Annotated in this window: 11 protein-coding genes and 1 pseudogene; 6 read left to right on the top strand and 6 right to left on the bottom strand. The window is 72.9% G+C overall.

From position 1 onward, the window contains the following. Positions 1-73 precede the first annotated feature (73 nt). On the bottom strand, positions 74-772 hold the full coding sequence (locus IE241_RS31825) for a GOLPH3/VPS74 family protein (protein WP_190025344.1): 699 nt from the start codon (positions 770-772) through the stop codon (positions 74-76). After that, entirely contained in the window at positions 769-1,965 is a 1,197-nt protein-coding gene (fahA, locus tag IE241_RS31820) for a fumarylacetoacetase (RefSeq protein WP_190025343.1), read from the bottom strand. The genes IE241_RS31825 and fahA overlap by 4 nt, the downstream gene beginning before the upstream one ends. Positions 1,966-2,342: 377 nt before the next feature. Between fahA and IE241_RS31815 the strand changes: the two genes are divergently transcribed. The 6 genes from IE241_RS31815 to IE241_RS31790 all read left to right on the top strand — a co-directional run bounded on the left by IE241_RS31815 (position 2,343) and on the right by IE241_RS31790 (position 10,489). Continuing rightward, positions 2,343-3,650: a carboxylate--amine ligase gene (locus tag IE241_RS31815; protein ID WP_190025342.1), complete on the top strand. Its 1,308-nt coding sequence runs from the start codon at positions 2,343-2,345 to the stop codon at positions 3,648-3,650. A 170-nt stretch (positions 3,651-3,820) separates the two neighbouring features. After that, on the top strand, positions 3,821-5,023 hold the full coding sequence (locus IE241_RS31810) for an FAD-dependent oxidoreductase (protein WP_190025341.1): 1,203 nt from the start codon (positions 3,821-3,823) through the stop codon (positions 5,021-5,023). An 896-nt stretch (positions 5,024-5,919) separates the two neighbouring features. After that, complete coding sequence (locus IE241_RS31805) at positions 5,920-6,930, top strand: polyprenyl synthetase family protein (RefSeq protein WP_190025340.1); 1,011 nt, start codon at positions 5,920-5,922, stop codon at positions 6,928-6,930. 342 nt (positions 6,931-7,272) lie between these two features. Next, positions 7,273-8,553 carry a LolA family protein gene (locus IE241_RS31800; RefSeq protein WP_190025339.1) on the top strand — a complete coding sequence of 427 codons (1,281 nt, stop codon included), beginning with the start codon at positions 7,273-7,275 and terminating at the stop codon, positions 8,551-8,553. Positions 8,554-8,622: 69 nt separating this feature from the next. After that, a complete protein-coding gene (locus tag IE241_RS31795) occupies positions 8,623-9,582 on the top strand; it encodes an ABC transporter ATP-binding protein (RefSeq protein ID WP_190025338.1) in 960 nt (319 codons plus the stop codon). Continuing rightward, positions 9,569-10,489, top strand: a complete 921-nt coding sequence (locus tag IE241_RS31790) for an ABC transporter permease (protein ID WP_190025337.1) — start codon at positions 9,569-9,571, stop codon at positions 10,487-10,489. Before IE241_RS31795 ends, IE241_RS31790 begins: the two co-directional genes overlap by 14 nt. A 123-nt stretch (positions 10,490-10,612) precedes the next feature. Here the strand turns inward: IE241_RS31790 and IE241_RS31785 are convergent, their stop codons facing one another. The 4 genes and pseudogenes from IE241_RS31785 to IE241_RS31770 all read right to left on the bottom strand — a co-directional run. Continuing rightward, positions 10,613-11,977, bottom strand: a complete 1,365-nt coding sequence (locus IE241_RS31785) for a M28 family metallopeptidase (RefSeq protein ID WP_190025336.1) — start codon at positions 11,975-11,977, stop codon at positions 10,613-10,615. 110 nt (positions 11,978-12,087) lie between these two features. Beyond that, a complete protein-coding gene (gene rarD, locus IE241_RS31780) occupies positions 12,088-13,161 on the bottom strand; it encodes an EamA family transporter RarD (RefSeq protein WP_190025335.1) in 1,074 nt (357 codons plus the stop codon). 196 nt (positions 13,162-13,357) lie between these two features. After that, on the bottom strand, positions 13,358-15,337 hold the full coding sequence (locus tag IE241_RS31775) for an APC family permease (protein WP_190025334.1): 1,980 nt from the start codon (positions 15,335-15,337) through the stop codon (positions 13,358-13,360). A gap of 100 nt (positions 15,338-15,437) precedes the next feature. After that, positions 15,438-15,686 (bottom strand): annotated as a pseudogene (locus tag IE241_RS31770) (2-oxoacid:ferredoxin oxidoreductase subunit beta); the annotation flags it as partial.

The raw sequence follows: 15,686 nt of genomic DNA, 5'->3' as shown, positions 1-15,686 counted from the left end.
CAGCCGTCCGGAAGTCCGCGCTCCGCGGCGGGGGTTCGGCGGGTACGGCGCGTTTCGGCGGGTTTCGGTGGGATCACCCGCCTCCGCCGTCGCCCCCGCCCCCTCCGTCGGCGGCACCGCCGCCACCGCCGTCCGCCCTGTCGTGCATCACGCTCTTGTGCACGGCCCGCGCCGCCCAGTCCGTACGGACGAGCCGGCGCATGGCCTGCCGCTCCGTCCGACGCCCCCAGCCGGGGCAGAGCGCCCCCGATATGCCGACGGCGGACGCCAGCGCGGCGAGCGCGCGGGCGCGCGGATCGGCGAAGCCGCCGCGCCGGGCCAGCTCGAAGCGTTCCCGCGCCCTCGTCGTCAGGTCCACCGGGCCCATGGAACAGTGCTCGTACGGGAGGACGCCGAGGAAACGGCGGGTCTCCACGCGCACCGCCCCTAGCTTCACCAGCCGGGCCAGCCAGGCCTCTTCGATGCGCCCCGAAGCGCTGCGCACCCAGCGGTCCGTCCGCGGCCCGCCGCGCTTCGCGTCCTTGCCGGGCTGCGCCAGGCTCTCCAGCGCCGCGGCCAGCAGCGGGTCGTCCGGCGGCAGCGGGTTCGTCACCCGCACCCGGCCGTGCTCCTCCACGACCCGCCCGGCCAGCCTCAGTTCGGTCAGCACCGCCCCGGCCACGCCGTACTGCGAGGAGTGGCCGGCGCGCATCAGCTTGCGTCCGCTGCCCGGGTCGAGGCAGAGCACCAGCAGTTCCTCGGGGAGCGTCAGGCGCGGGGCGTCGGCGGTCATGGCGTCACGGTGCCGTGGGCCGGGAGGCCGTCGAGGGCCGGGAGGATGCGGCCGGTGACCTCGCCGAGGCCGATCCGCGCCCCGTCCGCGCCGGGCGCCCAGGCCGTGATCGTGACCTCGTCGCCGTCCGCCAGCCAGGGGCCCTTGCCCGCCGTGAGTTCGAGGAGACAGCCGAGCTGGTCCGGCTCGGGGCCGCTGACCGTGCCGGAGGCGAAGAGGTCGCCGGTGCGCAGCGTCGCGCCGTTGACCGTCATGTGCGCGAGCTGCTGGGCGGCCGTCCAGTACATGGCGGAGAACGGCGGCCGGGAGACCGTCTCGCCGTTGATCGTCACCTCGATGCGCAGGTCGATACCGCCCGGCTCGGCCGTGGCGTCGTCGAGGTAGGGCAGCAGCGGGTGGGTGCGCTCCGGCGGCGCCGTACGGGCCTCGTCGAAGGCGTCGAGCGGGGTGATCCAGGCCGACACGGAGGTGGCGAAGGACTTGCCGAGGAAGGGGCCGAGGGGGACGTACTCCCAGGCCTGCAGGTCGCGTGCGGACCAGTCGTTGACTAGGCAGACGCCGAAGACGTGCTCGCGGAAGTCCGCGAGGCCCACGGGCGCGTCCGCGGGCGTGCCGACGACGAAGCCGACCTCGGCCTCGATGTCGAGGCGGCGGGAGGGCCCGAAGGAGGGGAGCGCGTCGGCGGGGGCCTTGCGCTGGCCCTGGGGGCGCACGACCTCCGTGCCGGTGACCACGACCGTGCCGGCGCGCCCGTGGTAACCGATGGGCAGGTGCTTCCAGTTCGGCGTGAGCGCCTCGCCGTCGGGACGGAAGATGCGGCCGACGTTGGTGGCGTGGTGCTCGCTGGAGTAGAAGTCGACGTAGTCGGCGACCTGGAAGGGCAGGTGCAGCGTCACGTCGGCGAGCGGGTGGAAGGGCCCGTCGGCCAGCCAGGTGCGGACCTCGGCGCGCACGGCCTGCCAGACGGCCCGGCCGGCGGCCAGGAGGGGGTTGAGCGTGGGCTGCGCCAGCAGGCCGGCGTGCGCGGAGCCGTGGGCGGCCGCCGCGGCCGCCGCGTCGAGGACGGAGTCCCCGTAGCGGACGCCGATGCGGGGCCGGTCCGGGGCGTCGGCGGTGGTGAAGACGCCGTACGGGAGGGTGTCCGCGCCGAAGGGGTCGCCTTCGGGCAGCTCGCGGGGGCTGTGCTGGGGCATGGGGTGCTGCCTCGCTCTCTCCTGGACGCTCCGGGAAGCCGGTGGGCCCGCGGGGGCCCGCGGCACACATTACGTGCTGGTGGCCGGCAGGCAAGGGGTGTCAGGGAGGGGTCTCGCGGCGGGTTCCTCCCGCGTGTCCGGGCCGCTTCCGGAACGGTGTCGGGGCCGATGTCGGAACCGTTGTCGGACCGGTGTCCGGACTCTTGTCCGGGTGCCTTCCGAACGGCTGGCCGCAGATCATCCGAACCGCTGTCCGAGCCCTGCCTAAAGAGCGCGCAATATCCGGTAATTCCTTGCTGGAAGCGGCGATTCCGAAGTAGCGTCCTTAATCGGGCCAGGCACAGTGGGGGGCCGCTGCGGCTGAGGGGCCGAGGGGGATGCTGGTGGCGAGCAGGAGCACGCCCATCGCGGCGGACCGGTCCGTTCCAGGACTGATCGTGAAGATCGGCGACTATCCCCTGCACCACGGCGGGGTCGGCGCCATCCGCAGCCTCGGCAGACTCGGCATCCCCATGTACGCCATCACGGAGGACCGCTGGACGCCCGCCGCCGTCTCGCGCTACCTGCGCGGCGGTTTCGTCTGGCGCACCACGGGCACCGAGCAGCCCGGCGAGCTGATCGAGGGCCTGCTGCGGATCGGCCGCGAGATCGGCCGCCCCACGGTCCTGCTGCCCACCGACGAAGAGGCCGCGGTGCTCATCGCCGAGCACGCCGGGGAGCTCTCCGGCAGCTTCCTCTTCCCGCCCGTGGAGCCGGAGCTGCCGCGCAGGCTGGCGAGCAAGCAGGGCCTGCACGAGTTGTGCGTGGAGCACGGCGTGCCGTCCCCGGAGGCCCTCTTCCCGGCGTCGTTCGAGGAGATCGAGGAGTTCGCGGAGCACGCCCGCTTCCCCCTCGTCGCCAAGAACAGGGAGGCGTTCGAGCGCCGCCGCAAGCCCGCTGTACACGGCACCACCCGTATCCCCGGCCCGCGCGAGCTGCTGCAGCTGGCGCGCGGCTGGGGCCCGTCCCCGGGCGTGATCCTCCAGGAGTACCTGCCGCGCGAGCAGGCCGAGGACTGGATCGTGCACGCCTACTTCGACGCCGAGAGCACCCCGCTCGCGATGTTCACGGGCGTGAAGGTGCGCTCGTGGCCGCCGCACGCGGGCATGACCGCCAACGCCTACGTCGTGGACAACCCCGAACTGGCCGATATGACCGCCCAGTTCATCAAGCAGATCGGATTCTGCGGGATCATCGATCTGGACTGGCGGTTCGACCGCCGCGACGGCCGGTACAAGCTGCTGGACTTCAACCCCCGGATGGGCGCGCAGTTCCGGCTCTTCGAGAGCGAGGCCGGAATCGACGTCGTCCGGGCCCAGCACCTGGACCTGACCGGGCGCAGGGTCCCGGAGGGCGAGCAGCCCGCCGGGCGCCGGTTCATCGTGGAGAACATCGACCTGCCCGCCCTCGCCGCCTACCGCCGCAGCGGCTACAGCACCCCGCATGCGCCGCCGCGCCCCAGCAGCACGGAGCTGGCCTGGGTCGCGCGCGACGACATGAAGCCCTTCTTCACCATGCTCGTCCGGTTCGTACGGCCGGGTGTGCGGCACCTGTGGCAGATGTGGCGCTCCAGGCGTGCCGCCGCGTCCGCTGCATCTGCCGCGTCCACGGCGTCCGCTGCGTCGGCTGCGTCCACGGCCGAGTGAATGCCGCCGAGTGAATGCCGTCGAGTGAATGCCACCGGGCCGATTGCCGCCGAGTGTCCGCCGTCGTCAACGAGTGTCGTCAATGAGCGTCGTCAACAAATGTCGTCGACGAGTACGAGTCATACGTGTACGGAGTAATGAGCAGCGAGTAACGCCCTGGGAGGGGACTCGTGACACTTCCCGTAGCAGTCATCGGGGCCGGCCCGTACGGTCTGTCGACCGCCGCCCACTTGCGGGCCCGTGGGATAGCGGCGCGCGTCTTCGGCTCGCCGATGGTGAGCTGGCGCGAGAACATGCCCGCCGGGATGCTCCTGAAATCCACCCCCTCGGCCTCCAGCATCGACGCGCCGCAGCCCGGCCACACCCTGCTCGACTTCTGCCGGTCGACCGGTGAGCGGCGCTTCGAGTCGGACTGGGACACCATCCCGGTCGAGACGTTCTCGCGCTACGGCCTGTGGTTCCAGGAGCGCCTGGTGCCGGAGCTGGAGCAGGTGCGCGTGGTGTCCGTGGACCGGCGGGCCGCGGACTTCGAGCTGAAGCTGGATTCCGGGGAGCAGTTCGCCGCCCGCGCGGTGGTGATCGCCACCGGCCTGAGCGGGCTGGCGCAGCTGCCGCCGGAGCTCGCCGCGGCCGTCCCCGACGGCCCGTCCGTCTCGGGGCCGGTCTCGCACAGCTCCCAGCACCGGGATCTGTCGCGGTTCGCCGGGCGCGAGATGGTCGTCGTCGGGGCCGGGCAGTCGGCGCTGGAGACGGCGGTGCTGCTGGCGGACGCCGGGGCGGCGTCGGTCCGGGTGGTCGCCCGCCGGAAGGGTGCCGTCCGCTTCGGTGCGGCGCCGGACGGCCAGCCGCGGCTGAAGCCCGACACCCCCTTCGGCCGGGCCTGGTCGCTCTACGCGTTCTCGTACCACGCCGATGGATTCCGCCATCTTCCGGCGCCCGCCCGGCGGTTCCTGGTGGGGCGGGTGCTCGGCCCGCTCGGCGCGTGGTGGCTGCGCGAGCGCTTCATCGGCCGGGTGCACGTCTCGGAGGGCAAGCGGATCGCCTCGGCCCGCGTCGAGGCGGGCCGCCCCGTTCTCGGGCTCGCCGCCCCGGACGGCTCGGGGGCGGGGGAGATCGCGGCCGACCACGTCATCGCGGCGACGGGCTACCGGGTCGACCTCGCGGCCATGGACTTCCTCGGCCACGGCCTGCGCACCAGGCTCGCCGTCGGCGCGGGAGGCCCCCGGCTCGGCCCCGGCTACCGCGCCTCGGTACCGGGGTTGTTCTTCACGGGCCTGCCGGCCGCGGCCAGCTACGGCCCGGTCATGCGGTTCGTCTGCGGTACGGAGTACGCCTCGCCGCGGCTGGCCCGGGCGGTCGCGGCTTTGCCGTAACCACGGCCCGGCCCAGCTCGGCCTGGCTCGGCCCGCCCACTGTCCTGACCCGTAAGGGTGGGGCAGCGGGCGGGCGGTCCGCTGTTCTACGGGGCCCGCACGGTACGGCGCCGCCGGGCTGCGTCGTCGTGGCTGAGCGCCGCTGCGGCGGAGTCTTCTCGCCTGCGGCAAGGAGCTGCCGGGGCGGCCGCCCCGGTGTGCATCCATGGGCAGATCCACCGCGATGGCGTGTGACCACGACGGCGGCGTCCGGCGGCGTCCGGCTCCTCGGGCCGGGCGGCCGGCCGGTGCGCCTGCGGCAAGGAGCCGGGGCGGGACACCGGATCGGGTGCCCTGCCGCACACTTCCGCCGCGGCGGTGAGCAACCACAACGGCGCATCCCGGCGGTGCCGTACCGGCCCGCAGCGGACCCGTACCGGCCGCCAGCGGACCCGCAGCGGACAGGCCCAGGGCGAGCCGACCGCGGTGGAGTCCGGCGGTGCCGGACCGGTATCGCGCCGGGCGCCGGGGCGGGGTGGCCCGGGCCCGTCCGCCGCGACGGCGAGCGGCCTCACGACGGACTTCGCGCCGCCGCACCCGCGGGGACCCCGTAAAGCCGCCGGCAGGCCCGTGGCCGAAACCCAGGGCCCGCATCCCGCCCGGCAGGGCCGCCGGCGGGGTGACCAAGGGCCGCGCGGGGCACATGTCAGGTCGCACGTACGTCGCACACCAGCACGCGTATCGGGTCGCGGTGGATGCCCGACACCGGCCGGAGCGAGGGTCCGTGAAGGGCCCGGGACACCGCAACCCGGACGGGCGGCCACGGTGATCCACAGCCGACCGGATACGCTGACTTTCGGTGGAGACAGCGACACATCGACAAACCCCGTGTTCGCAGGCAGACAGGAGTACCCCTCGTGACCGTCGTCGGGCCTTTCGGGCTGAGCGTGCGGGACCAGGCTCTTGAAGCCGATGTCCAGGCGGGACTGGCCGCTGTCGAGGAAGGCCTCCTTGAGGCCACCAAGAGCGACGTGCCCTTCATCACCGAGGCCGCGCAGCACCTCGTGCGCGCCGGAGGCAAGCGTTTCCGGCCACTGCTGGTGATGCTCGCCGCCCAGTTCGGCGATCCCTACGCCCCGGGCGTCGTCCCCTCCGCCGTCGTCGTCGAGCTCACGCACCTGGCCACCCTCTACCACGACGACGTCATGGACGAGGCCGAGAAGCGCCGCGGCGTGGACAGCGCCAACGTCCGCTGGGGCAACTCCCTGGCCGTCCTCACCGGCGACTTCCTCTTCGCCCGCGCCTCCCAGATCCTCGCGGACCTCGGCCCCGAGGCCGTCCGCATCCAGGCCGAGGCCTTCGAGCGGCTGGTCACCGGCCAGATCCTGGAGACCGCGGGTCCCCGCGACGGCCGCGACCCCATCGAGCACTACCTCGACGTCCTCGCGGGCAAGACCGGCTCGCTGGTCGCCGTCTCCGGGCGGTACGGCGCGATGATGTCCGGCGCCGACGAGCGCACCGTCGACGTCCTCACCCACTACGGCGAGCGCCTCGGCATGGCTTTCCAGCTGGCCGACGACGTCCTCGACATCGCCAGCGACTCCCACGAGTCCGGCAAGACCCCCGGCACCGACCTGCGCGAGGGCATCGCCACCCTCCCCGTCCTCCACCTGCGTGCCCAGGCCGCCGCCACCGGCTCGCCCGCCGACCTCGAACTGTGCGAGATGCTCGACGGCGACCTCGCCGACGACGCCCTGCACGCCGAGGTGCTGCGCCGTCTGCGCGCCCACCCGGCGCTGGAGCAGGCCCGCCGCGACACCGTGCGCTACGCCGAGGAGGCGCGGTCCGTGCTGGCCCCGCTGCCCGAGTGCTTCGCCAAGGCGGCCCTGGAGAACCTGTGCGACGCGGTGGTGCACCGGGCCGGCTGACGGCCCTGCCTGACGGCCCTGCCTGACGGCCCTGCCTGACGGCCCCGCGCTACGGCCCGCCCGACGGCCTGCCCGTGACGAAGGTCAGGTGCCGTCTCCCCCTCGTGGGTGGCGGCCCCGTAGGGGATGTCCTACCCAAGGGGTACACGGACTTGATCCCGTCGTCTGATGACCCGGCAGGCCGCCTCTGGTGGAATCGAAGTGTCTCGAGGCGAAGGAAGAGACCGGGGAAAAAGCCCCGGATTCCCCGCTCCACCACCGAGCGGCCGGGCTCACAATGAGCTCAGCGGGTGGCGAGTGCACGACACGTCGAGACCGCCGCCGACGACGGAGGTAGAGGACATGGCACGCAACGAACCGACCCACGGCACCGACGGGGCGGCCGGCGCCGGGGAAAGCGCCGGGCGGGCACCGGGCCGCCGCAAGGCCGTCCGCTACGCCGTCCCGGTCGCGGTGGCCGGCATCGCCGCGGCGTCGATCGGGATCGGCACGGCCCTCGCGAGCAGCGGCGACCCCGATCTGCCCAAGATCAGCGCGCAGGACCTCATAGCCAAGATGGCGAAGTCGGACACGCAGCAGCTGTCCGGCACCGTCAAGGTCACCACCGACCTGGGCCTGCCCTCGCTGCCCGCGGGCCTCTCGCTCGGCGACGCCCCCGGCGGCAAGGCGGGCCACGGCTCCGCCGGCAAGGGCAAGGGCGAGGGCGACGGCGCGGACGCCTCGCCGCAGGCCAAGCTCACCGAGCTCGCCTCCGGTACGCACACCCTGCGCGTCGCCGCCGACGGCCCCGACAAGCAGCGGCTGTCGATCGTGGAGCGCGCCGCGGAGTACAGCCTGATCCGCAACGGCGACCAGGTCTGGGCGTACGACAGCAAGAGCAACACCGTCCACCACTCGACGGCGCCCAAGGACGCGAAGGGCCACAAGGAGGCCCCCGAGGAGCTGCGCGGCGCCTCGCCGCAGGACCTCGCCAAGAAGACGCTCGCCGCCGTGGACGACTCCACGTCGGTGACGGTCGACGGCACGGCCAAGGTCGCCGGGCGGGACGCCTACCAGCTGGTCATCAAGCCCAAGCAGGGCGAGACGACGGTCGGCGCGGTCCGTATCGCGGTGGACGCGAAGAACGGCGTGCCGCTGAAGTTCACGCTCGCTCCGAAGGGCGGCGGCAAGGCCGTCGTCGAGGCGGCCTTCACCAAGGTCGACTTCGCCAAGCCGGCCGCGGACACCTTCGCCTTCACCCCGCCGAAGGGCGCCAAGGTCACCGAGGACAAGGACGCCAAGGGCGGCGAGGGCGGCAAGAGCGGCAAGGGCGGCCACGACGACCGGAAGAAGGGCATGGACGAGTCCGGCCTGTCCGGCATGAACGTGATCGGGAAGAGCTGGACGTCCATCGCCGAGTTCAAGGCGCCCGGCGGCGTGGGCATGGGCGCGGGCGCCAAGGGCGGCAAGGACGCCGGCCCGGCCGGTGCCCTGCTGGACGGCCTCGGCAGCAAGGTCTCGGGCTCCTTCGGCTCGGGCCACGTCTTCAGTACCCGCCTGGTCAACGCCCTGGTCACGGACGACGGCAAGGTCTACGTGGGCGCCGTCACCAAGGACGCGCTCGTCAAGGCCGCGTCGAAGTAGCGCGTACAGCAGATCCGTAGAACGGATCCGTAGAACAGGTCCGTACAGCAGCACAGCAGGGGAGGCCCCATGGAGGAGCTGTCCGCCGCCGGGGAACCGGCGATAGCCACCCACGCGCTCACCAAGCGCTACCGGGGCGGGCAGCTCGCCGTCGACCGGCTCGACCTCGTCGTGCCGCGCGGCAGCGTCTTCGGCTTCCTGGGCCCCAACGGCTCCGGCAAGACCACCACCATCCGGATGCTCATGGGGCTGATCGAGCCGACCTCCGGCACCGCCCGCGTCCTCGGCGAGGAGATGCCGCGGGCCGGGCGGCGCGTGCTGCCCCGGGTGGGCGCGCTGATCGAGGGCCCGGCCCTCTACGGCTTCCTCACCGGCCGTGACAACCTCGTGCGGTTCGACGCCGCCGACCCCACGGCCGACCCCCGCACCCGCAAGGCCCGGGTGGACGCCGCCCTGGACCGGGTCGGGCTGGTCGCCGCGGCGGGCAAGAAGGCCCGCGCGTACTCCCTCGGCATGAAGCAGCGCCTGGGCCTGGCCGCGGCCCTCCTGCAGCCGCGCGAGCTGCTGGTCCTGGACGAGCCCACCAACGGCCTCGACCCGCAGGGCATGCGCGAGATCCGCACCCTGGTGCGCGGCCTCGCCTCCGAGGGCACCACCGTCTTCCTCTCCTCGCACCTGCTCGACGAGATCGAGCAGGTGTGCACCCACGTCGCCGTGATGGCCCAGGGCCGCCTCCTGACCCAGGGCACGGTCGCGGAGCTGGCCTCCTCCGCGCGCGGCAGGCTGGCCGTCACCACCCCCGACACGGCGGAGGCCGTCCGCGTGCTCAAGGAGCACGGCGTGAACGACCTCACCGTCGACGACGACCGCGTCACCGGCGAACTGCCCGTCGTCGCCCGGGAGCTCGCGGACCTCAACGCCGCGCTCGTCCGCGCGGGCGTCCGCGTGCGTTCCTTCGGCACCGAACGCGCCTCCCTGGAGGACGCCTTCGTCGCACTCACCGGAGAGGGATTCGATGTCGCAGGCTGAGGCCGGAGCAGGGTCCGGGGCCGGGGCCATGGCCCGGGCCGTTCCCGCCGCCACGGCGAGGCGCACCCCGAGCCCGCTGTGGGCGCTGTCGCTCTTCCGCAGCGAGGTGGCGACGGTGTTCCGGCGGTGGCGCACGTTCGCGCTGCTCGGGGTGCTCGCGGCCGTGCCCGTGCTGGTGGGCGTCGCCGTGAAGATGGAGACGCAGGACGGCGGCGCGGCCGGTCACGGGGGAGGGGGCCCGGCGTTCATCAGCCAGGTCACCAACAACGGCCTCTTCCTGGTCTTCACCTCGCTCGCCGCGACCCTGCCCTTCTTCCTGCCGATGGCGATCGGCGTGATCGCGGGCGACTCCGTGGCGGGCGAGGCGAGCTCGGGCACGCTGCGCTATCTGCTGGTCGCGCCCGCGGGCCGCACCCGGCTGCTGCTGGCCAAGTTCGCGGCGACGCTGACGTTCTGCTGCGCGGCGACCCTGACCGTCGCGGCCTTGGCGCTCGCCGTCGGGGCGGTGCTGTTCCCGCTGGGGGACGTGACCCTGATCAGCGGGGTGACGGTGTCCTTCGGGGAAGGGCTGCTGCGGGCGCTGGCGGTCGCGGGGGCGGTGGCGCTGTCGCTGGTGGGCATCGCGGCGCTCGGGCTGTTCGTCTCCACGCTCACCGGCAGCGGGATCGCGGCGATGGCCACGACGGTGGGCCTGCTGATCACGGCGCAGATCCTGGACCAGTTCCCGCAGCTGCACGCGATCCAGCCGTACCTCTTCCCGCACTACTGGCTGAGCTTCGCGGACCTGCTGCGCGCCCCGGTCTACTGGGACCAGGTGCTGGACAACCTCGGCCTGCAGGCGCTGTACGCGGCCGTGTTCGGGTCGGCGGCGTGGGCGCGGTTCACGACGAAGGACATCACGGCCTAGCGGCCGGCGTGCACGAAAAGGGGTGCGGGCCCGGGAGGACGGTCACGGCCTCCCGGGCCCGCTGCGGGGTTGTGCCCTCAGTGGTCTGGACAGCGTTCTGGATGGTGGTCCGGAACGCGAGGTCTAGAACGCGAGCTTCCAGCCGTTGATCCGGCCGGTGTCCTGCGCGGCGATGTCCTGGACGCGCAGCTTCCACGTCCCGTTCGCGGTCTCCGCGGAGGCGTCGACGGTGTACGTGGCGATGACGTCGTCCGCGGCGTCGCTGCCGCTGGAGTCCTTCAGCCGGTACGCCTTCCCGCTCGGCCCGACGAGGTCGACGACCAGGTCACCGCGGTAGGTGTGCGTGATGTCGACGGAGACCTTCAGGGCGGACGGCGCGTTGCCCGTCAGCCCGGAGACCGTCACGGGCGACTCGACGGCCGCCCCCGCGTCGGGGATCGGGAGCCGGCTCTTGCTCTCGAAGACCTTCCCCTGCGGCGGGTTGGCGGTGCCGCCGCTCAGCGTCCACACCGCGCTCGCGATGGCGTCGGTGTTGGTGTCGAGCGCCTTGTCGCCGATGTTCGCCGAGGTGTCGCAGGACGCGTGGTAGCAGCGGTCGAAGGGCTGGCCCGCGGTGCCGCCCCACTTCTGGGCCTGGTCGGCGGTCTTGCGGTAGTCGGCGCCGCTGAAGAGGCCGCCGACGGGGATGCCGGCGTTCTGGAAGGGCGCGTGGTCGGAGCGGCCGTCGCCCTCGGTGTCGATCTCGGTGGCGATGTTCTTCGCGGCGAACCAGTTCTCGAAGAGGGCCTTGAGGTTCTGGTCGTAGCCGTAGACGAAGTAGCCGGGGTTGGGCGAGCCGATCATGTCGAAGTTGAGGTACGCGTCGATCTTGCTGCGCTCGCCGGCCGGCAGCTGGCCCACGTAGTAGTTCGACCCGCGCATGCCGAGCTCCTCGGCGCCCCACCAGCCGAACCGCAGGTGCTTGGCGGGCTTGTAGCCCTCGCGGGCGACGGCGAGCGCGACCTCGAGGACGCCGGCCGAGCCGGAGCCGTTGTCGTTGATGCCCGGCCCGGCGGTGACGGAGTCCAGGTGGGCCCCGGCGAAGACGACGTGGTTCGCGTCGCCGCCGGGCCAGTCGGCGACGAGGTTGTAGCCGGTGGCGCCGCCGGTGGTGAACTGCTGCACGGTGGTGGTGAAGCCGGCGGCGTCCAGCTTGGACTTCACGTAGTCGAGCGAGGCCTTGTAGCCGCTGCGGCCGTGGGCGCGGTTGCCGCCGTTGGCCGTGGCTATCGACTGCAGTTGGGCGAGATGCGCCTTGACATTGGCGACGGGTATGTCGGGTCCGGCGGCCGCGACGGGCCGGGCCGTGGCGGCGGTGGGAACCGCCAGGGCCGGGCCGGAGGCGACGCCGAGCAGGGTGGCCGCGAGAGCGGCACCGGTGGCCAGCAGGGCGCCGGTACGAGATCTTCGGGGACGTGCGGGCAGGGTGGGACCGCTGAGTTCAAGCATGGGGGGCTCCCAACTCATTTTGACGTGGGCATGATGTTGAGGGCGCCCCGAAAGCGCGTCAAGGGCGGATTTCGGACAGGGGACACCGGTTTCCGGATATCGGGCGGGCCCTACTGCCCCTGAGCTGTGACTTCTGGTGCCTGTGGGGCAGTTGTGATTTCTGTGTTACGAATGGCGGCGGCTCCGTCGGTGCCTGCTCCGATGGCGTCGGCGCCCGCCCCGATTGCGGCCGGGCCCGCCCCGGCCGCGGCGGCGCGCGCCGTCCGCAGCTCCGCCCGCGCCTTGCGCGCCGTCCGCAGCGCGTCCCACGTCAGCACCGCCAGCGCGAGCCACACGAGCCCGAAGCCGACCCAGCGCTCGGGCGGCATCCCCTCGTGGAACACCAGCAGGCCCAGGGCGAACTGGAACGTCGGCGCCAGGTACTGCACCATCCCCACCACGGACAGCGGCAGCCGCACCGCGGCCGCGCCGAACAGGATGAGCGGCACCGCGGTGATCGCCCCCGAGCACATCAGCAGCGCGGTGTGCCCCGCGCCCTCGCTCGTGAACGTGCTGTGCCCCGTCGCCCCCAGGAACACCAGGAACCCCAGCGCGGGAAGGAACAGCACGGCCGTCTCCGCCGCCAGCGACTCCAGCCCGTCCAGCCCCACCTGCTTCTTGACCAGGCTGTACGTACCGAACGACGCCGCGATCGCGAGGGCGATCCACGGCGGCTTGCCGTAGGCCACCGCCAGCACGAGGACGGCGGCCACGCCGACGCCGACCGCCGCCCACTGCGCGGCCCGCAGCCGCTCCCGCAGCACGACGACGCCGAAGGCGATGCTGACGAGGGGGTTGATGAAGTACCCCAGCGACGTCTCCACGACATGCCCGGAATTGACGCCCCAGATGTAGATCCCCCAGTTCACGGAGATCGTCACCGCGCACAGGGCGATCATGGCCAGGCGCCGGGGCTGCCGCAGCAGCGGGCGTATCCACGCCCAGCGACGGGTCACGGCGAGCACGGCCGCGACGGCGACCAGGGACCACGCCATGCGGTGCGCCAGGATCTCGACGGGGCCGGCCGCGTCCAGGAGCGGCCAGTAGAGGGGGAACAGCCCCCAGATGCCGTAGGCGGCGAAGCTGCAGATGAGGCCGGTACGGGAGTCACTGCGTGATGGCGGTGCGGGTGGTGTTCCGGGCATGGTCCCCTCCAGGGCGGGTGGTGGTCGCGCCCTTGTGAAGGTATCCGAGGCGAGCGCGGCGGTGCCGGGTACGAAGCGGGAGCTGGGGGGCTGGGGGCTTGCCCCCAGGAAACGGTGAAAGGGCGGGACCGGGGCTCTTCTCCCGCCGCGACGGCGCGCAGCCACCGTCAACCGGTCCGGCGGTGCCGGGCCCGCCTCACGGCGTACGGACCCGCGCGCGCATCCGCGCCATGGCCGCCGTCACATCGAACGGCACCACCGTCACCGCCACATTCGGCAAATGCTGCAACGCCTTGGCCAACTCGTCCCCGGAGTCCGTGTGCAGGAGCGCGGCGAGCGGACGCGCATACGTCCGTCGTGGGACGAGGAGCGTCAGAGCCGTCGTCCCGTCGGCCGTGTCGCGCGCGGCCAGCGAGGCCACGGCGTGCCGCAGCCGCCGGTCCGGGCAGTCGACGAGCTCCAGCGGCACGTCCGTCCCGGGCAGTTCCTCCCACCGCGCGGCCAGCCGCCGTGCCCGCTCCTCGTCGATGACGAAGTGCACGGCCCGCACCTGGTCGGGCCGCAGCTCGTGCGCGTACCGCAGCGCCTTGACCGTGGCGAGGTCGAGCACGTCGACCAGGACGTACACGAGGTGCCGCCGCCAGTGCGGCGACTCGGCGGCCTCGGAGCGGGGCGGCATGGTCTCCAGGGCCGCGGCCTCCTCCCGGTACTCGCGGTTGATGCGGATGAGCGCCCACACCCCGAGCGGGAAGACCACGACGACCAGCCACGCGCCCTCCGTGAACTTCGTGATCGCGAAGATCACGACGACCAGCGCCGACACCACGGCCGCCACGACGTTCACGCCGATCCGCCAGCCGCCCTCCCGGCGCCGCCAGTAGTGCGCGGTCATCCCGGCGGCGGCCATCGTGAAGCCCGTGAAGACGCCGATCGCGTACAGGGCGACCAGCTTGTCGACATTCGCTCCCGTGACCAGCAGCAGCGCGAGCGCGACGACGGTCAGGGAGATGATCCCGCCGGAGAACGCCAGCCGGTGGCCGCGCCGCATCAGCTTCCGCGGCAGGAAGCGGTCCTCGGCGACGAAGCTGGCGAGGAAGGGGAAGCCGGTGAAGGGCGTGTTGGCGCCGGTGTAGAGGATGAGCGCGGTCGCCAGCTGTACGAACACCAGCCCGACCGTGCCCGCCCAGCCGTCGCCGAAGACGAGGTGGGCCTCCTGGGCGATGACGGTCGGGTTGCCGTCCACGTAGGGCACGGCGTGCGTGTAGTGGGCGAGGGTGGAGACGCCCAGCACCATGATGCCGAGGATGCAGCTCATGACGGTCAGCGTCCGCCGCGCGTTGACGCCCTGGGGCCGGCGGAAGGCGGAGACGCCGTTGGAGATGGCCTCCAGTCCCGTCAGCGAGGAACCGCCGTTGGCGAAGGCGCGGAGCACCATGAAGAGGGAGGCGCCGTAGAGCCAGCCGTCCCCCTCCCGGCCGAGCGGCACGACGCCCGCCGCGTGCAGGTCGGTCTGCGGGAGCCCGCCGTTCAGCGCCCGCACGAGGCCGGTGACCAGCAGGAGCGCGACGGCGAGCATGAAGAGGTACGCGGGCGCCGCGAACGCCCGCCCCGCCTCACGGATCCCCCGCAGATTCCCGTACATCAGCAGCACCACGACGGCTGCCGTGATGGGCAGCTTGAGGTGGTCGATGCCCGTGTACCCCTCGCCCGTGAGGTGGGCCAGGGAGATCAGCGCGTCGGTGCCGGCCGCGGTCTGGACGGCGACGGTGACGATGTAGTCGACGAGGAGCGCGACCGCGGCGATCTGGGCGATGCGCGGCCCGAAGTTCTCCCGCGCGACGACGTACGAGCCGCCCGCGCGCGTGTACACGGACACCACGTCGCGGTACGACAGCGTCAGGAGCAGCAGGACGAGCAGGATCGCGCCCGTGACCGGCATGAGCAGGGTGAACGCGGCGACCCCGACGACGGGTACGAGGATGCGCAGCATCTCCTCGCTGCCGTACGCGGTGGAGGAGATGCAGTCGGAGGCCAGCACCCCGAGCGCCATGGGGTTGCCGAGCTTCTCCCGGGAGAGCTGCTCGGTGACCAGGGGCGGCCCGAGCAGCCGGCACTTCACGCGGTAGGCGAGCCGGTCGCGGATGGGGGGAGAGAGCGTGGCATCGGGGTCGGCCATGGCTCTATGAGAGCGGGGGAGCGGGGGAGGGGGCGTCAGACGCCGCCGGACGGGCCGGAAATCAGCCCGTCCGAGCGCCTCGGCTCACCTGTCCGACGACCTATCCGACGACTGTCCAGGTGTCGTTCCCGGCGAGCAGCGCCGCCAGGTCGCCCTTGCCCTTCTGCTCGATCGCCGCTTCCAGCTGATCGGCCATCTGGGTGTCGTAGACCGGTCGCTCGACGCTGCGGAAGACGCCGATCGGCGTCTGGTGCAGGGTGTCGGGGTCGGCCAGGCGGGAGAGCGCGAAGGCCGTCGTCGGGGACGCGGAGTGCGCGTCGTGGACGAGGATGTCGGCTTCGTTGGCCGG

Source organism: Streptomyces hiroshimensis (genome assembly GCF_014650335.1).
In the GTDB taxonomy this organism is placed as follows: domain Bacteria; phylum Actinomycetota; class Actinomycetes; order Streptomycetales; family Streptomycetaceae; genus Streptomyces; species Streptomyces hiroshimensis.
Note: the sequence above shows the minus strand (reverse complement) of the source record. Positions and strands in the feature narration are given on the sequence as shown.